The organism is Exiguobacterium sp. SRB7LM, assembly GCF_015712685.1.
Lineage (GTDB): Bacteria > Bacillota > Bacilli > Exiguobacteriales > Exiguobacteriaceae > Exiguobacterium > Exiguobacterium profundum.
The window spans coordinates 2704170-2720259 of record NZ_VWVR01000006.1 but is presented as its reverse complement, the minus strand read 5'-3'; the positions used below and the strand labels follow the sequence as shown (position 1 = coordinate 2720259).

The following is a 16090-nucleotide window of genomic DNA, read 5'->3' as shown; positions in this document are numbered from 1 at the left end:
CATGAATCATCAACCTGATCAAGAGCGGGAACTCACCGATCACTTGACAGAGCTGCGGAGACGACTGATGCTATCTGCATTTGTCGTCTTTGCCTTCTTTTTGATGGCTTTGCCGAGTGTCAAATATGTACTCGCGTATTTGCAAAAAGACCTCGTCGAACGCGGGCTCGAACTGAACGCCTTTGGGGTCGCGGACCCGCTCATGATTTACTTGAACTTGGCGCTCATCATCGGCCTGATCGCGGCGAGCCCATTCCTACTGTATCAAGTGTGGGCGTTTGTCGCACCCGGTCTGCATCCGAATGAGCGGAAAGGCACGCTTGCCTATATCCCGATCATCTTCGGACTGTTCTTGATCGGCCTTGCGTTCGCCTACTACTGGTTGTTCCCGCTCGTCCTCGATATCTCGACGGACCTCGGGCAAGACCTCGGACTCGAACAAATCATCGGGGCCAATAATTACTTCACGTTCTTGTTGCAGTTGACAATTCCGTTCGGTCTATTGTTCCAACTACCGGTCGTCATGATGTTCTTGACCCGAATCGGTGTCGTGACCCCGTACTTCTTATCAAAGATTCGAAAGTACGCATACTTCGCCCTATTCGTGATCGCGGCATTCATCACACCGCCGGATTTGACGTCGCACCTCATGGTGTCGTTACCACTCTTCTTCCTATATGAAATCAGTTTATCGATTTCACGTATCACCTACAAAGGGGTGCTGCGCCGGGAAAAAGAGGCGATGGTGCAAGAACAGATGGATATAATGAAACAGATGAATGAAAAATGAGCATCGTTCCGTAAATTGGGACGATGCTTTTTTGTTGTGACATACTGTTACGATAGGATACGAGCGATTGAGAAATTTTTCCATTTTATATGCTATAATAAAACGAGGCACATATGTAAGGGAGGATGCACGATGATTCGGGAGTACAACGGAGAGGACTTTATATTGCTAGGCACGATGACAACCATCCTACTGTTTTTCTTATTTTTCTCTATACAATCTAGATTGCGACGTCAATTCATCGTCTCGTCGTTCCTACTCGTGACTGGCTATATCTTCTTTCTTGTCGGAATGACAATCGTACGTGGTTGGGACGCGATCGGCTGGCTTGCACTAGGGCTGATCCTGTACGTGCTTGGTATGATTCTTCACGTTGGCATTGTCATTTATCAGAGAGTGAAAAGTAGACGTGAAGGACAGTCTTGAAAGAGTTGTTCCAATAAAGTTATGAGGAGGTAAAAAGGATGAATGACATTATCATTTTGCTCGTATTGCTGTTTGGACTGACACTGGGAGTCATCATTTCAACGTATCAAATGATCCGAACGAAGAAACAAAGGCTTTTTCCATTCATCTTGAATACAATATTGGTCGTAAGTGGCTATATGCTATTGGTTGGCAGTTTGATGCTTGGATACGGATGGGGAGCATTGTGGTGGGCGGTCGTTGGGCTCGCTATGAACGTCTTCGGTTTAATCGTGCATCTATTTGTAATAAGCTATCATCTATTGAAAAAGCAGCGAGTCCGGTCATGAGAATGAGCGGATTTTTTCCTGTTCAAACTTTAGACACTTTTACGTGAAAAAGTGAGCATATTCATTGAATCCTATATTGTGAAATAGTACACTAAGGTCAAGAAGTAAATGTGATGTTTATCACAATGTAAACCGAAACGTATTGTTTAACATAAAAGGAGAGACGACTCATATGAAAATCGCAGTCATCGGATGTACACACGCAGGAACAGCAGCAGTCAAAGGATTACTCGGCAAGCACGACAATCTCGATATCACCGTTTACGAGCGGAACGATAACGTCAGCTTCCTCTCGTGTGGGATTGCGCTCCACGTCGGTGGTGTCGTCCAACGTGCGGAGGAGTTATTTTACTCGTCTCCACGTGAACTTGAAGAACTCGGTGCGACGATGCGCATGAAACATGACGTCTTGTCAATCGACTCCGAAGCGAAGACGGTCCACGCTAAAAATCTTGAGACCGGTGAAGACGTGCATGACACGTATGACCGCTTGATCGTCACGACGGGTTCATGGCCGATCGTCCCAACGCTCCCAGGAATCGAAATGAATGGAATCGAGCTCTGTAAAAACTACGCGCACGCCCAACGCATCATCGAGCGGGCGACAGATGCGACGAAGATTGCCGTCATCGGGGCTGGCTATATCGGGGTCGAGCTCGTCGAAGCGTTCGAAGCATACGGAAAACACGTCACATTCATCGATAGTGCCGACCGCATCTTGAACAAGTATCTCGACAAGTCGTTCACGGATCAATTGGAAGCGGATATGACCAGTCGCGGAATCGACCTCGAACTCGGTCAGACGGTCGAGGCATTCCGTGGAACGAGCGGAAATGTCACACATGTCGTAACAGACAAAGGTGAATTCGAAGCGGATCTCGTCATTCTCTGTGTCGGATTCCGTCCGAACACGGGACTCTTAGAAGGACAGGTCGATATGCTCGGGAACGGTGCCATCATCGTCGATGAATATATGCGTACGAGCAACCCAGATATCTTTGCAGCAGGGGACAGCTGTGCTGTCTACTACAACCCAGCGCGTACACACGCCTATATCCCACTTGCGACGAACGCTGTCCGCATGGGAACGCTCGTCGCGGAGAACATGATGCAACCACGCGTCCGTTACCAAGGGACACAAGGAACTTCAGGACTTCGACTCTATGACTGGAATATCGCGTCGTCTGGTTTGACGGAAGAAGCGGCAGCACTCTTCGGACTCGAAGTGGAAAGTGTCGTCATTGAAGACGCCTATCGTCCGGAGTTTATGCCGACCGCAGAGAAAGTCGAATTCAAACTCGTCTATGAAAAAGAGACGCATCGCATTGTCGGTGGACAAGTGTTATCGAAAGCGGATTTGACGCAAGCGGTCAACACGCTCTCGCTAGCCATCCAAAACGAGATGACGATCGAAGAGCTCGCCTATGTCGACTTCTTCTTCCAACCACACTACAACAAGCCATGGCACTTCCTGAACAGCGGAGCGCTTGAAGCGATGAAAGACAAAGTGAATGCCTAACAAAAAAACGCGGAAGCTCATGGCTTCTGCGTTTTCTTATAGATACCTTGGCGCATCTTTCATGGAATTCGTCAAAATCATATAAAGCAGGAAACTCCCAGGTAGAATCAAGAAGATGAGTCGAACTCCTATTGAAGAAATACCAAAATATTCAGCAATTCCACCACATACTCCTGACAGAGAGCGGTCCGTCGCTGACTTTCGAAGTGTACGTTGCATAGCAAAGCTCCTTATGAGTTGATATGTAAATTTTACCATATGAGTGTATGAAAAAGCGCATCAATTCAATTGATGCGCTACTGTTTATTTCAAGATGTCGACGAGTTCATCGAGCACTTGGTTGGCAGACAAGACGCCACCAGACGTGTTCCAAATATCATCACTGACTTCTGTCACTTCCCCTGCTTTGACAGCATCGAGGTCTTTCCACAACTGATTCGATTGCCATTCTTCGGCTGTCTTCGACCCGTCTGCTCCACCATATGTGAAGTAGACGATGTGGTCGCCTGCCATCTCCGGGATCCGTTCCATCGCGACTGGCTCAGCGAATTCCGCTTTATCTTGTGACGCTGGACGTTTGATGCCGACATCGTTAAGGATGACGCCTGAGAAGCTGTCATTGAAGTAAATGCGTGACTCGCCAGGAAGGAAGCGGACGACCGAGAGTTCTTTATTCACGGCGTCTCCGAGTTCTGCTTTCGTATCTTCGACGTGCTGTTCGTAGTCGGCCAACGCTTGATTGCCTTCCTCTTCTAGGTTGAGTGCGTTCGCATAAAGGGTGAAGTTCTCTTGCCAATCACCTTTGAGCGTCTCTGACATGACCGTCGGTGCGATGGCGTTTAATTTGTCATAGATGTTCTCTTGACGAAGTTTCGTTCCGATGATGAGATCGGGTTTCAATTTTGCGATGGCCTCTAGATTGACTTCGCTTTCTGTCCCGACTTCCGTGACGTCTGTCATCTCGGACTCAATGTGCGGGTACCACGGGTCGCCGTTCCATGATTTGACGGCTCCGACTGGTTTGACGCCGAGGGCGAGAAGGGCCTCTGTCCCTTCGTTCGTCAAGACGACGACGCGTTCCGGGTTTTCAGGTACGTCCGCCGTTCCCATCGCGTGCTCAATCGAGCGAGTCGCTGTTTCTGAACTTGTATCGTTCTCTGTATCGTCAGACCCGCCGCAAGCAGCGAGGACGACGGTTAAGCAAAGCGTAAGTAACGCGAGCATCCATTTTTTCATTACAATTCTCCTCTATGTAGGTGATTTTCCTTCCTGACTATAAGTGATAATGATTCTCACTGTCAACCCCTTTTTCTGGAACGCAATATTTGCTATGGTAGGAAAGGAAAGAAGTGAGGACATGAAAAAACCTTGGATCAAATTACTTTTCTTGATCATTTGTTTACCTATCTTAAGTTATATTTCATTGCGCGTTGGTGTGATCGCCGTCAGTCATGAAGATGTGATGACGTTCCAAGCGGACGGGTCATCACAAGCGATGATTGCGTTGGCAGACAATCGTATCCCACGGACGGTCGTCGCGCTACTCGTCGGTAGCGTGCTCGGTCTCGCTGGGCTCATCTTTCAACTCGTGACCCGTAACCCGCTCGCATCTCCTGATATTTTGGCGGTGAATGCCGGAGCGAGTCTGGCCATCGTGCTCGTGACGCTTTTGGGGTTCAGTAGTATCGCCTCGTTCACGACAGCCTCGCTCATCGGAGCGTTTATTGCCGGCGTGATTGTCTATCTACTGAGTGCGAACGGAGGGAACGTCATGTATATGACGCTTGCCGGGGCGTCGCTTGCCGCTCTATTCAGCTCATTTACCCAGTCAATCATCGCGTATGAGGAAGGTGCGCTTGATGAGGTGCTGTTCTGGTTGACCGGATCGGTCGCCGGACGATCGCTCACGCTCGTCGAGACGTTGTTGCCATGGATGGCGGCGGCGGTCATTCTCGTTCTCTTGCTCAGTAAAGAGTTAGAGACATTATCGCTCGGAGACCAGGTCGCCCGTTCACTTGGACAAAATGTCGGCATCATCAAGTTCATCGCGGTGACGCTCGCCGTCGTGCTCTCCGCATTCGGAGTGGCGCTTGCAGGACCGATCGCATTTGTCGGTCTGCTCGCTCCGCATTTGGCGAAATATCTGTTCGGGACGGCATTTTTCGCTCGTCTCGCCGGAAGTGCTCTCATCGGTAGCGTCCTATTGCTTGCGGCGGATATTCTGGGACGCGTTATCCTGTTCCCACGCGAAGTGACCGTTGGGGTCGTACTCGCCGTCATCGGTGGGGCATTCTTCATCTATCTCGTCAGTGTCAGACAAGGAGTCTTTAAATCATGAAAACATATCGCTTTCGAAAAGGTCCTGTCTCGTTCACGCTCCGGAAGCGTGAAATCGAGTTGGCGCTTCTACTTGTCGTTGGATTGCTCGTGTCGATTTATTTTGGGCTCGCCATCGGTGACACATTCCTTAGTCCCGCCTCACTCGCTGCCCTGTTCATCGGAGCAGGGGATGCATTCGAGAAGCTCGTCGTCTTCGAGTTTCGGATGCCACGTGTGTTGATGGCAATCACTGCTGGCGCAAGTCTCGCCGTCAGCGGTCACTTGTTACAACTGACAATCAAAAACGAACTGGCATCCCCGGAGATTTTCGGGATTGTCGGAGGTGCAGGGGTTGCGACGGCTACGTTCTTCACCGTTTTCTCGGATGAGCGAACGAATCAGCTGTCAGTGCCGCTCGCCTATATCCCAATCGCTTCGTTCCTTGGGGCGATTGTTGTCGGGATGTTCCTCTTCTATTTGTTGAAACGTGGAGTCCCACCTGTCCGGCTAGCACTTGTTGGGATTGGAATCAGCATCTTCTCGCAAGGGATCGTTCAGTTCATGATGCTCGCCTCGAACGTTTACCGAAAGAACGATATCCAACAATGGCTCACCGGTACAGTCTACGCCGCGACGTGGAATCAATTGAAGATTATGGTGCCGTTCGTCCTTCTCTTTTTGCTGGCAGCCTTCTTGATTGAACGTCATGTTCGTCCGCTCCATATCAGTGAAGCGACAGCGACGAGCATCGGCGTACCGGTACGAGGGATTCAGCGTGGGACGTTGTTGCTTTCCTGTTTACTCGCCGGCATTGGTGTCGCCTTTGTCGGTGCAATCGGTTTTGTTGGGTTGATGGCACCCCATATCGCTCGACAAGGGTTGAAGCTCCCTTACATTTGGGCGACGCTGCTTGTAGGGGCGACGATTGTCGTGTTGGCGGACGTACTCGCTCGGACGATTTTTTATCCGTATGAACTACGGACCGGCGTGATGACAGCCGTCATCGGAGCACCGTATTTCTTCTACTTACTTCGACGGATGATGAAAGGAAGCATGAGATGAACACATTTGATTTGAACCACGTAACCATCGGATATGAACAGAAGACGGTGCTCGATCAATTATCATTCTCCATCCCACATGGGAAAATCACCGTCCTTCTCGGCGCGAACGGCTGCGGGAAGTCGACGCTCCTCTCGACGCTTGCGAGACAGCGAGATGCACTTGGTGGGGAGATCGCATTTCGGAACAAACCGCTCGATTCGTATCGAGCGAAAGAGGCGGCTCGACTTATGGCATTCATGCCACAAGTGAACGTGGCACCGGATGGATTGACCGTCGAACAGCTCGTCCGATTCGGGCGTTATCCGTACCAGACGTTCTTCAAACGATATTCGGAAGACGATGAACGGGCCGTCGAACGGGCACTCGCCTTCACCGATACGGTATCGCTCCGTGACACGCTCGTCAGCAACCTTTCCGGAGGACAAAAGCAACGGGTATGGATCGCGTTGGCACTTGCCCAAGAGTCGGAGACGATTTTGCTCGATGAACCGACGACATATTTAGATATGTCGCACCAAATCGAGATTTTAGATTTGATGTATCGATTGAATCGATTGGAAGGAAAGACGATCATCATGGTACTTCACGATCTTCACTTGGCCTGTCGCTATGCCGATCATGTCATCGCATTAGCTGGCGGTAACGTGTATCGCGAAGGAAGTCCGAACGATGTCGTCGATGAGACGTTCATGAAAGACGTTTTCGGTCTCAAAGTCGTGGTGACCGAGGATCCGCTATACGGGACACCGCTCTGTGTACCGTATTCACACTATGAGTTGAATGAAAAACGACCGACCTGAACCTAGTCCGCGGACTAGGTTTTTTTACGGAAAAGCAGGGAAAAAGAGTAGGGTAAGTGCGCGTCATGTTTTCTACCTAAAAGGAGGAATTTTTCATGGCTAAAAAGGAAAAACAACCGTATCACATCGTCACGTTCACGTTCCCAGAAGAGGCGATTTCGTATCAGGCGTTCAGTAAGCTGAAAAAGTACCATTCGGATGGGCTCGTCGGTTTTGAACAATTGGTCGTCATCAAGCGTGAAGAGAACGGGGCGTTCTCGTTTGAGGATGCGGCGCAGCTCGCACCGGTCAATAAGTCGACGAAAGGTGCACTCATCGGGATGGCGGTTGGAATCCTCGGAGGTCCGTTCGGTATTCTGTTCGGGACACTCACAGGTGGTCTCATCGGCGGCACGAAAGACGTAAAACATTTACAAGGCATCCAAGACACGTTCAAACGGACGGTCGGTAACATCGAACCAGGTCAGACCGGGGTCATGGCGATCGGAGAAGAATTCGACCCATCGATTTTAGACGGGCTTGCAGAAGAGTATGGAGGAACGGTCACGCGGACAGACGAGGAGCTGTGAATCATGAAACTCGGGATTTTAGGTGCCGGGAAAGTGGGACGCACGCTCGGGGAGCAGTTCGAACGAGCAGGCTATGAGGTGCTGTACGGGACACGGACGGAGCGAGAAGGCACACTGACCTTACAAGAGGTCGCCTCGACGAGCGATGTTCTATTGCTCTGTACACCGTTCACGGCAGCAGTCGACCTGTTACCGACACTCGACGGACTAAATGGGAAAGTATTGATCGATGTGACGAATCCGATCGCGATCGAGTTTAACGAGGTCGAGCGACCGGACGGGGTGTCGGGTGCGGAATATTTGCAACGACTCATTCCTGATACGAAAGTTGTGAAGGCGTTCAATCAGACAGGGGTCGAGAATTTAGGCGATCCGGATGGCTCCGTCATGTTCGTCGCGGGTGAAGATGAGGAAGCGGTGCGGCTTGTTGTCGAACTATCGAACAAGATCGGCTTCGATACGCATCCGCTTCATGGTCTGAAGCTTGCTCGTGAGTTGGAAGGGTTGGCTTGGCTCTGGATTCATAATGCGGTGAAAGAGCGAAAATCACGGGACTTCGCCTTCTACTTAACAGAACATTAAAAGACGATCGGGGCGATATGCCTCAATCGTCTTTTTTGATTAGAAACCTGTATAGCGATCAGAGCGTGTTTGAAGCAGCTCAATCGTCTCGCGCTCAATCTGCTCGACTTCCCGTTGTTGCCAACCTGGCATGAGGAACGCATCGACGAGTGCCCAAATGCCTGTGATGAATGCACCGAGACCGAGCGTCAAGACGACGAGTAGGACCATGGCGATTCCTGAACCGATTTTTTTGAAATAGAAACGGTGCGCACCAAATGCACCGAGGAAAAACCAAAGCAAGTAGGCGACGAGCAAGCTACGTTTTCGTTTTTCGACTTCGCTGTTCACGAGTAACATTTCTTCTGTCGTCAAATCCATACGCGAATAATTCATAGGACTCCAACTCCCTATCCATAATTGTTATAATGAGTTCGCACTCAAGTATATCGGAAAATGGATTTGTTTCCATGATTTCCTAAAAAGAAAAGAGGTTCTTTATGCTTTTTCCGATTTTGACGTTTATCGTCGCATTTGTTCACGTCGTTGGTGGGGCGGTTGCCCTTTATCAATATCCGCAATATAAACGTATGGCAATCAGTGCCATCGTACTCGGGTTCGTCTACGGTGGATTGACCGTGGCGGTGATTGGATTATGAAGTGGGGGTCAAACGGATCACTTCGTTCGCGTCTTCAAATGCAGAGCGGCTATCAATTAGGGACATACTTATTTTTAGGTCTCATCATTTTTGATTTACTCTTAGGTGACGTTCCAAGAATCTCGTTTGCGATGTATGCAGTGTTCTTTTACTTTTGGCAGCGGGAACGTGTAGAGAAAGAAGAGAAGGGGTTGGCGGAGAAGATGAAGCGGAAGTCGGATGAATGGACGATCACACTTGTCGTCTTGCTTTGTTTAGTAGGCTATGTGGTCTCCCTTGGCCTACAATATCCATCTGTTTCGTTGCTCGAGCTGAGCATCTATGGCTTCTCGACAATCTTCTGCATCCGGGCGTTGACCTTGATCTATGCGATGCACCAACAACAGCTCGACTAAAACCCATCCTTCCACTGAGAAAGGATGGGTTTGATTTAGGACGCGGCTCGTCGCAGGACGAGCTTTTCTTTTACATAGATGCCGCTATAGACGAGGAAACAGCCGAAGCTGACCAACAGTCCGATGTAGACGCTCATCATGAACGGGGTGAGAAGCGACCCAATCAAAATCGTCGAACGTGATAAGAAGTCGGCACCGGCGAATGAGGTCCCAGCAAACGCAGAGTACGCACCACGTCGGTCCTCTGGCATCATGTTTGCCTTCTCCGTGTTCAATACCGGCGAGTACAACAATTCGCCGAACGTGGCGATGAGCATGAAACCGAGAAGTAGCATCATCGAGTTCGCACTCGTGATGACGGCGTATCCGATCGTGTACAACGCGAGTCCGCCGAGTAGCGTATGCTTGTTTGAGAAACGGGAGGCGAGACGTTGAATGAAGAACGTCAACGCGACGACGATGAGCGTGTTCTCGATTTGAATGAGACTCATCATCCGCACCCCGTTGATTGTCCATGATTCAATCGAGAGCGGTTCGAATGAATCGGCGAGCCGGACCGCGACATAACTGCCCATTGAGAACTCGGCAGCGAGGATACACATCGAGCCGAAGACGACTTTGACGAACGGGCGGTCACGCCAGGCGATTTGATAACTTTGGAACACATCGACGAAGACGAGGCGAAGCTTTTGAGAGGTCCACGTCCGTTTCGTGTCCTCGAGGAAGATGGCGTACGCGATCGGCAACATGCTCGACGTGAACGTCAAAATCCAAAATAGTAACAATTGATTGCTGACATAGAGCCAGCCCCCGAGTGCCGTCCCGATCGTGATGGATAAGTTGATCAACCAGTAATCGAGCGCGTACACGGCTTTTCGGTTCTCAGGCGTTGTCGCATCGATGATGATGGCGCTCATCGCAGGCCTCCCGAGGTTATTCGTGACCGTGAAAATCGTATAGGCGATCATGAAAATGATCATCTGGTCGAACTGAAGACTGAGCGTCATGATGAGAAACATTGATGCTGTGAGACTTGCCGTCAACACGAGAAGTCGCTTTCTTGAAAACTTATCAGCGAGATAGCCCCCGATCAACCCGATCACGTATCCGAGACAGACGAGCGAGATCAGGAAGACGCCCGCGATCCATTCATTGAACGCTTTGACAAAGAGAAGTGCCATGAACGGCATGATGGCGAATGAGACCGAACGATTAAAAAATGATGTTACGAGTCGAACTTTTATTGGTTTAGGTATATCTTTCCATTTCATCTTGTCACCTTCCATTCTGTAACTGTATGATAAACAAGACAACGGATTTGAAAAATGGACGACATGGGGAAATGATGTCCACTTTTAAGGGGGATGTGACGTGGATGCGTATTTATTTAGATTGTGGAAAGAATGTCGCGATGGGGCGTACACGATTTCTGATATGGCGGAAGCCATTCATTTAAGCCCGAAACAGACGAAGCGTCATTTGGCACGGTGGCAAGAAGAAGGGTGGCTCACGTATACGAGCGGACGTGGACGGGGGAATTTGACGCGTCTCGAATGGTTGCGTCACGTCGAGCGTGATTTAGCCAAACAGCTGCTCGAACGCATGGAGAAAGAGTCAGTCGAGGCAGTGACGAGTCAACTGGAGTGGGACTGGTCGCCGGCACAGGCGGGACGGTTCATGCGCCAGCTCGAGAAGAAGTTCGGTTACGTCCAGACGTCGAGTGATGCGCTCATCATCCCGCGCCGTCGTCACTTTTTGACGACACATCCGCTCGAGGCGGCTGACATCCACAGTGCCCACCTCGTCCAGAACGTCTTCAATCGTCTGTTCATGATTGACGCGTCTGGTGAGGTCACAGGGGAGCTTGCGCATCACTATGAATGGCAGGGGAATACGCTCGTCTTGTTTCTTCGGAAAGGGGTCCGATTCCATGACGGGTCGCTCATGACGAGTAAAGATGTGACGAAAAGTTTACGCACACTCGTTCAGTCGGATGCGTATCGATATATGTATCGGCACGTCCGGCATATCGCATCGAACGGCACGTATCGCGTCGACGTCACGCTCGACCGGCGTCGGAATTCGTACATCCCGAAACTGTCGATGATTCATACGAGTATCGCTAAAGGAAGTGTCGGGACGGGGCCGTTTCAATTGGATCGCCATGACAAGGAGAAGACGGTCCTTCTCGCCTTCGAGAATTATTTTGGGGTGCGGGCGCTCCTGGACCGGGTCGAGTTCATCAAAGTGCCGGACGGATACGATCCGACGTATCGCATCTCATCAAGAGATTCCAAAGAAACCGGACACATCTCGACACCGTCCGGGTTCGGGCTTGTCATCTTGAACAGTCACCCGAATAGTGTGTTCGCCAATGAAGAAGCGAGACATTACATGCATCGATTGATTGCGGAGATTCGACCGGAAATCGGGACACGGAATGAACGGAGAACACCGAACGACCGAGGGTTTCTCGGTTCGCTGAGCGAGACGTATCGCATTCCAAAAGGAACACCCGTCACATTCGACCGACCGATTCGAATCAAACAGACGGACTTCACGAATGATACGACCGACTGGATTGCCGAAATGTTAACGCGTCACGGCATTGCTTATGAGTTCGTGCCCATCAGCTTCAAAGATTCGATCCATGACAAGACGTATTATGAATACATCGATTTGGTCGTTCACGGGGAAGTGTTCGAGCGGAACATCACGCTCGGGTTTGAACAGTTCATGACGAACGAGTACTCGCCCCCGCATAAAGTGTTCCCTTATATAGAGGGGATGTCGGAGCGGGTCGGGCAATATGATGACCTGCCGTTTGAAGAATGGTTGCCGCTGCACCGGGAGATTGAGCGCGAGTTGAAAGAGAAGTCGTATTTCATCCCGCTCTATAACGAGGAGCGGACGATCCCGTTCCCGGTCGAGCTGAAGGACGTCTGTGTCGACTTGTTCGGTTATTTTGATTTTGCGAAACTATGGATTCCATCATAAGGAGGGATATTGTGCGTAAGAAGTTACTGATCGGATTTATGGTCTTTTTTGTAGGACTGTTTTTGTTTGCGCTATGGGATGGTGAATTCGTCGCCTTGTCACTCACGGGGCTAGGGTTCACCATCTATGGCTATCGACACGAAGAAATTGAAAAGCTTGAGGAAAAGGTGAGCAAAAGAATCATGAGACAAGTCGATGCGACACTCATGAACATCACGATTTACGGTTTGCTGGTCATTGGCGTGGTCATTAATTTCTTCTTAGATAAACCACAACTCTCATTAATTGATACCATTTATGTTGCATTAGGTGTATTGTTCGGTCTGCGCGGACTTCTCATTCGAAGTGTCTATCAAGAAGAGATACAGGATCAATCGAAAGTTACAACCATAAGAAAAACCCCGAGCTCGTAAGACTCGGGGTTTCGTTATGCGGATTTGTCCGTGCCTTCTTTTTTGACTTTTCGGGCGAGTGCCAAGATTTGATACACTTTGAAAAAGTCGTAAGCGGCGACGGCGATGATAAAGTACGTCCAGAAGCTGAAGCCGTACTCTTGTACCGAGAAGTACGCGAGGACGGTGAACAACACACCGAACGATAGACTGAAGAGCATCATCACTTTTAATTGTCGCGGCATAACTGCCACCTCATTTCTACATTAAAAATAGTACGAGCATCACGAGCGCGTTGTTAAACGCGTGGATGGCGATCGGAACGATCAATCGTCTTGTCTTCGCATACGCGTAAGAGAATGCGAAACTCATCGCGATATAGACGAGGAACCGATTATCTTGGTGGATGAGTGCGAATAGGATCGAACTGACCCCAAACGCAATCCAGAAACCGAAGCGCGCGTTCAAGTTCCCGAACAAGATATGACGGAAAAGAATCTCTTCGATGATCGGTCCGAGCAAGACGACCGGCAAAATCATAAGTGGAATGACTTCCACCATCTCGGCAATATTTTGTGTGTTCATCGACTCGACGAGTTCACCAGAGATGGCCGTCTCAATCAAGTTCGCCACGATGACGAGCCCGTATTGCATCAAAATCCCGAGCCCGATCCATTTGACCGTGTCGTTCAAGTTCGACTGGATGCCTTGGGCCTTGTATTGTTTCAAGTCTGGCCAGATGAGCAAGATTGACAGAACAATCGTCACACCGAATCCGATGGCGAGCCAGAGCCCGACGAACGTTTCTGTTAGCCATTCAGGTCGTACTTCACTGAGGACGAGCGGGAATAGCTGGACGAACGCATATAGTAAAATCGGGGTGAGGTGCCGGAGACGAATGTTAGGCGCCATCGAAAAACGGGTATTTATCGATTGGTTTGAGTTTAGTGTAGCCAATTCAACACGTCCTTAATCATAAGAGTGAACCTACCTTTTTCTCATTGTAACAAATAAGTTCTCTTGACCGCGAGTAAGAGCATTTTTTAATGCTCCCCACTTGATTTTTTAATCGGCTCATACTACACTTATCAATGTTAGCACTCCTTTTAACTGAGTGCTAAAACCTTACGATACACATTACATCATTCATATTCGGAGGAGGGTTTTTCCATGTTAAAACCACTAGGCGATCGTGTCATCATCGAAGTCGTGGAGAAAGAAGAAAAGACGATCGGGGGCATCGTGCTTCCTGATACGGCGAAAGAAAAGCCGCAACAAGGGAAAGTCGTCGCAGTCGGTACAGGCCGCGTGACGGACGAAGGCAAGCGCATCGATCTCGACGTGAAAGAAAATGATTTGGTCATCTACTCGAAGTATGCAGGTACCGAAGTGAAGCATGATGGAAAAGAGTACTTAATCGTTCGCGAGAGCGATATTCTCGCAATCGTAGGCTAAGCACCATTATTCAAAAACTTTTTTAGGGGGAAATGAACGATGGCAAAAGATATTAAATTCTCAGAAGATGCACGTCATGCGATGCTTCGCGGCGTCGACGCACTCGCTGACGCAGTCAAAGTAACGATTGGACCAAAAGGACGTAACGTCGTCCTCGAGAAGAAATTCGGTTCACCACTCATCACGAACGATGGTGTGACAATCGCGAAAGAAATCGAACTCGAAGACCGCTTCGAAAACATGGGCGCGAAACTTGTTGCGGAAGTCGCGTCGAAGACGAACGAAGTCGCAGGGGACGGTACGACAACAGCGACAGTCCTCGCACAAGCGATGATTCGTGAAGGGCTCAAGAACGTCACGGCGGGCGCGAACCCGATGATTCTTCGTAAAGGAATCGACAAAGCGGTCACACGCGCACTTGAAGAGTTGAAAGCCATCTCGAAACCAATCGAGTCAAAAGAAGCGATCGCACAAGTCGCGGCCATCTCGGCAGCAGACGAAGAAGTCGGCGAATTGATCGCAGAAGCGATGGAGCGCGTCGGTAACGACGGTGTCATCACAATCGAAGAATCACGCGGCTTCACGACTGAACTCGACGTCGTTGAAGGAATGCAGTTCGACCGTGGATACTTGTCACCATACATGATCTCAGACTCTGACAAGATGGAAGCGTCACTCGACAACCCGTACATCTTGATCACAGACAAGAAGATCTCGAACATTCAAGAAATCATCCCAGTGCTCGAGCAAGTCGTGCAACAAGGGAAGCCGATCTTGATCGTCGCAGAAGACATCGAAGGCGATGCACTCGCGACACTCGTCTTGAATAAACTTCGTGGTACGTTCAACGCGGTAGCCGTCAAAGCACCAGGATTCGGTGACCGTCGTAAAGCGATGCTCGAAGACCTCGCGACACTCACAGGGGGTCAAGTCATCACAGAAGACCTCGGTCTCGATCTCAAATCGGCATCACTCGACATGCTCGGTCGCGCATCGAAAGTCGTCGTCACAAAAGACACAACGACTGTCGTCGAAGGTGCAGGAAACGAAGAAACGATCAAAGCACGCGTTCAAACGATCCGTAACCAAATCGAAGAGACAACGTCTGACTTCGACCGTGAAAAACTCCAAGAGCGTCTCGCGAAACTCGCTGGTGGCGTAGCCGTCGTCAAAGTCGGTGCAGCTACGGAGACAGAGCTCAAAGAGCGTAAACTTCGCATCGAAGACGCGCTCAACGCGACACGTGCGGCCGTCGAAGAAGGAATCGTTGCGGGTGGTGGTACATCACTCATCAACGTCATCCCGGCTGTTCGTGCGTTGCTTGCAGAAGTGACAGCGGATGAAGCAACGGGTGTGAAACTCGTCCTTCGTGCACTCGAAGCACCGGTCCGTCAAATCGCGGAAAACGCGGGTGAAGAAGGTTCGGTCATCGTCGAGAAACTCAAGAACGAGTCAGTCGGTGTCGGGTACAACGCGGCAACTGGCGAATATGTCGACATGATCGCACACGGTATCGTCGACCCGGCGAAAGTGACGCGTTCAGCACTCCAAAACGCAGCATCTGTCTCAGCGATGTTCCTCACAACAGAGGCCGTCATCGCAGACAAGCCAGAAAAAGACGCTCCTGCAATGCCTGACATGGGCGGTATGGGTGGAATGGGCGGTATGATGTAAGTCATACGTCTTAATGAGAGCCATCTATCAGCGAAAGCTGGTGGGTGGTTTTTTTGTTGTCAGTGATGATTCAAAATGATTAAAGTCAGTTAGCTATTTTTCTTCTCTAAGGATTATATTTTTAAAGTGATATCGATGTT

At 49.9% G+C, this 16090-nt stretch carries 21 protein-coding genes; 15 read left to right on the top strand and 6 right to left on the bottom strand.

The genetic code is table 11. The annotated features are described in order from the left end of the window. Position 1 precedes the first annotated feature (1 nt). The 4 genes from tatC (at position 2) to F3H97_RS14735 (ending at position 3064) form a co-directional block, all read left to right on the top strand. Positions 2 to 790, top strand: a complete 789-nt coding sequence (tatC, locus tag F3H97_RS14750; RefSeq protein WP_074034821.1) for a twin-arginine translocase subunit TatC — start codon at positions 2 to 4, stop codon at positions 788 to 790. 132 nt (positions 791 to 922) lie between these two features. Beyond that, positions 923 to 1216 carry a hypothetical protein gene (locus F3H97_RS14745; protein ID WP_196431808.1) on the top strand — a complete coding sequence of 98 codons (294 nt, stop codon included), beginning with the start codon at positions 923 to 925 and terminating at the stop codon, positions 1214 to 1216. A 38-nt stretch (positions 1217 to 1254) separates the two neighbouring features. Further along, the gene (locus F3H97_RS14740) at positions 1255 to 1545 is read left to right on the top strand and encodes a hypothetical protein (protein WP_196431807.1); all 291 of its coding nucleotides are present in this window, start codon (positions 1255 to 1257) and stop codon (positions 1543 to 1545) included. A 172-nt stretch (positions 1546 to 1717) separates the two neighbouring features. Continuing rightward, on the top strand, positions 1718 to 3064 hold the full coding sequence (locus F3H97_RS14735; protein WP_196431806.1) for an FAD-dependent oxidoreductase: 1347 nt from the start codon (positions 1718 to 1720) through the stop codon (positions 3062 to 3064). 36 nt (positions 3065 to 3100) lie between these two features. Here F3H97_RS14735 and F3H97_RS14730 read toward each other — a convergent pair whose 3' ends face one another. Beyond that, on the bottom strand, positions 3101 to 3283 hold the full coding sequence (locus tag F3H97_RS14730) for a PspC domain-containing protein (protein WP_074032578.1): 183 nt from the start codon (positions 3281 to 3283) through the stop codon (positions 3101 to 3103). Between the two features lie 84 nt (positions 3284 to 3367). After that, a complete protein-coding gene (locus F3H97_RS14725) occupies positions 3368 to 4300 on the bottom strand; it encodes an ABC transporter substrate-binding protein (RefSeq protein ID WP_031424509.1) in 933 nt (310 codons plus the stop codon). Positions 4301 to 4421: 121 nt separating this feature from the next. Here F3H97_RS14725 and F3H97_RS14720 point away from each other — a divergent pair, with 121 nt between their 5' ends. The 5 genes from F3H97_RS14720 (at position 4422) to F3H97_RS14700 (ending at position 8399) form a co-directional block, all read left to right on the top strand. After that, complete coding sequence (locus tag F3H97_RS14720; RefSeq protein WP_196431805.1) at positions 4422 to 5402, top strand: FecCD family ABC transporter permease; 981 nt, start codon at positions 4422 to 4424, stop codon at positions 5400 to 5402. After that, positions 5399 to 6445: a FecCD family ABC transporter permease gene (locus F3H97_RS14715; protein ID WP_196431804.1), complete on the top strand. Its 1047-nt coding sequence runs from the start codon at positions 5399 to 5401 to the stop codon at positions 6443 to 6445. The genes F3H97_RS14720 and F3H97_RS14715 overlap by 4 nt, the downstream gene beginning before the upstream one ends. Beyond that, positions 6442 to 7248 carry an ABC transporter ATP-binding protein gene (locus F3H97_RS14710; RefSeq protein WP_074034811.1) on the top strand — a complete coding sequence of 269 codons (807 nt, stop codon included), beginning with the start codon at positions 6442 to 6444 and terminating at the stop codon, positions 7246 to 7248. The genes F3H97_RS14715 and F3H97_RS14710 overlap by 4 nt, the downstream gene beginning before the upstream one ends. Positions 7249 to 7343: 95 nt before the next feature. Beyond that, positions 7344 to 7817, top strand: coding sequence for a hypothetical protein (locus F3H97_RS14705; RefSeq protein WP_159563401.1), 474 nt, complete (start codon positions 7344 to 7346; stop codon positions 7815 to 7817). A gap of 3 nt (positions 7818 to 7820) precedes the next feature. Further along, entirely contained in the window at positions 7821 to 8399 is a 579-nt protein-coding gene (locus tag F3H97_RS14700) for an NADPH-dependent F420 reductase (protein WP_196431803.1), read from the top strand. A gap of 39 nt (positions 8400 to 8438) precedes the next feature. On the opposite strand, the gene F3H97_RS14695 is transcribed toward F3H97_RS14700, so the two are convergent. Then, complete coding sequence (locus F3H97_RS14695; protein WP_074034809.1) at positions 8439 to 8774, bottom strand: TM2 domain-containing protein; 336 nt, start codon at positions 8772 to 8774, stop codon at positions 8439 to 8441. Positions 8775 to 8878: 104 nt separating this feature from the next. Between F3H97_RS14695 and F3H97_RS14690 the strand changes: the two genes are divergently transcribed. After that, entirely contained in the window at positions 8879 to 9037 is a 159-nt protein-coding gene (locus tag F3H97_RS14690) for a hypothetical protein (protein WP_031424520.1), read from the top strand. Continuing rightward, the gene (locus F3H97_RS14685; RefSeq protein ID WP_196431802.1) at positions 9034 to 9432 is read left to right on the top strand and encodes a hypothetical protein; all 399 of its coding nucleotides are present in this window, start codon (positions 9034 to 9036) and stop codon (positions 9430 to 9432) included. Before F3H97_RS14690 ends, F3H97_RS14685 begins: the two co-directional genes overlap by 4 nt. Positions 9433 to 9467: 35 nt before the next feature. Here the strand turns inward: F3H97_RS14685 and F3H97_RS14680 are convergent, their stop codons facing one another. After that, the gene (locus F3H97_RS14680; protein WP_196431801.1) at positions 9468 to 10703 is read right to left on the bottom strand and encodes an MDR family MFS transporter; all 1236 of its coding nucleotides are present in this window, start codon (positions 10701 to 10703) and stop codon (positions 9468 to 9470) included. A gap of 100 nt (positions 10704 to 10803) precedes the next feature. Between F3H97_RS14680 and F3H97_RS14675 the strand changes: the two genes are divergently transcribed. Both F3H97_RS14675 and F3H97_RS14670 read left to right on the top strand, forming a co-directional pair. Continuing rightward, entirely contained in the window at positions 10804 to 12429 is a 1626-nt protein-coding gene (locus tag F3H97_RS14675; RefSeq protein ID WP_196431800.1) for an ABC transporter substrate-binding protein, read from the top strand. An 11-nt stretch (positions 12430 to 12440) separates the two neighbouring features. Then, positions 12441 to 12842: a hypothetical protein gene (locus tag F3H97_RS14670; RefSeq protein WP_196431799.1), complete on the top strand. Its 402-nt coding sequence runs from the start codon at positions 12441 to 12443 to the stop codon at positions 12840 to 12842. Between the two features lie 14 nt (positions 12843 to 12856). Here F3H97_RS14670 and F3H97_RS14665 read toward each other — a convergent pair whose 3' ends face one another. Together F3H97_RS14665 and F3H97_RS14660 are read right to left on the bottom strand one after the other, a co-directional pair. Then, positions 12857 to 13066, bottom strand: a complete 210-nt coding sequence (locus F3H97_RS14665) for a YdiK family protein (RefSeq protein WP_015880600.1) — start codon at positions 13064 to 13066, stop codon at positions 12857 to 12859. Positions 13067 to 13082: 16 nt separating this feature from the next. Then, the gene (locus F3H97_RS14660; RefSeq protein ID WP_230872870.1) at positions 13083 to 13778 is read right to left on the bottom strand and encodes a CPBP family intramembrane glutamic endopeptidase; all 696 of its coding nucleotides are present in this window, start codon (positions 13776 to 13778) and stop codon (positions 13083 to 13085) included. A gap of 213 nt (positions 13779 to 13991) precedes the next feature. Between F3H97_RS14660 and groES the strand changes: the two genes are divergently transcribed. After that, positions 13992 to 14276 (top strand): co-chaperone GroES, encoded by a 285-nt coding sequence (groES, locus tag F3H97_RS14655; protein WP_015880602.1) that lies wholly within the window; start codon positions 13992 to 13994, stop codon positions 14274 to 14276. A gap of 39 nt (positions 14277 to 14315) precedes the next feature. Then, positions 14316 to 15950, top strand: coding sequence for a chaperonin GroEL (gene groL, locus F3H97_RS14650; RefSeq protein WP_196431798.1), 1635 nt, complete (start codon positions 14316 to 14318; stop codon positions 15948 to 15950). Positions 15951 to 16090 lie beyond the last annotated feature (140 nt).

Bases quoted from the DNA above. Each gene is read 5' to 3' on its own strand.
- tatC (WP_074034821.1), top strand. From the start codon at position 2: ATGAATCATCAACCTGATCAAGAGCGGGAACTCACCGATCACTTGACA.
- F3H97_RS14745 (WP_196431808.1), top strand. From the start codon at position 923: ATGATTCGGGAGTACAACGGAGAGGACTTTATATTGCTAGGCACGATG.
- F3H97_RS14740 (WP_196431807.1), top strand. From the start codon at position 1,255: ATGAATGACATTATCATTTTGCTCGTATTGCTGTTTGGACTGACACTG.
- F3H97_RS14735 (WP_196431806.1), top strand. From the start codon at position 1,718: ATGAAAATCGCAGTCATCGGATGTACACACGCAGGAACAGCAGCAGTC.
- F3H97_RS14730 (WP_074032578.1), bottom strand. From the start codon at position 3,283: ATGCAACGTACACTTCGAAAGTCAGCGACGGACCGCTCTCTGTCAGGA.
- F3H97_RS14725 (WP_031424509.1), bottom strand. From the start codon at position 4,300: ATGAAAAAATGGATGCTCGCGTTACTTACGCTTTGCTTAACCGTCGTC.
- F3H97_RS14720 (WP_196431805.1), top strand. From the start codon at position 4,422: ATGAAAAAACCTTGGATCAAATTACTTTTCTTGATCATTTGTTTACCT.
- F3H97_RS14715 (WP_196431804.1), top strand. From the start codon at position 5,399: ATGAAAACATATCGCTTTCGAAAAGGTCCTGTCTCGTTCACGCTCCGG.
- F3H97_RS14710 (WP_074034811.1), top strand. From the start codon at position 6,442: ATGAACACATTTGATTTGAACCACGTAACCATCGGATATGAACAGAAG.
- F3H97_RS14705 (WP_159563401.1), top strand. From the start codon at position 7,344: ATGGCTAAAAAGGAAAAACAACCGTATCACATCGTCACGTTCACGTTC.
- F3H97_RS14700 (WP_196431803.1), top strand. From the start codon at position 7,821: ATGAAACTCGGGATTTTAGGTGCCGGGAAAGTGGGACGCACGCTCGGG.
- F3H97_RS14695 (WP_074034809.1), bottom strand. From the start codon at position 8,774: ATGAATTATTCGCGTATGGATTTGACGACAGAAGAAATGTTACTCGTG.
- F3H97_RS14690 (WP_031424520.1), top strand. From the start codon at position 8,879: ATGCTTTTTCCGATTTTGACGTTTATCGTCGCATTTGTTCACGTCGTT.
- F3H97_RS14685 (WP_196431802.1), top strand. From the start codon at position 9,034: ATGAAGTGGGGGTCAAACGGATCACTTCGTTCGCGTCTTCAAATGCAG.
- F3H97_RS14680 (WP_196431801.1), bottom strand. From the start codon at position 10,703: ATGAAATGGAAAGATATACCTAAACCAATAAAAGTTCGACTCGTAACA.
- F3H97_RS14665 (WP_015880600.1), bottom strand. From the start codon at position 13,066: ATGCCGCGACAATTAAAAGTGATGATGCTCTTCAGTCTATCGTTCGGT.
- groES (WP_015880602.1), top strand. From the start codon at position 13,992: ATGTTAAAACCACTAGGCGATCGTGTCATCATCGAAGTCGTGGAGAAA.
- groL (WP_196431798.1), top strand. From the start codon at position 14,316: ATGGCAAAAGATATTAAATTCTCAGAAGATGCACGTCATGCGATGCTT.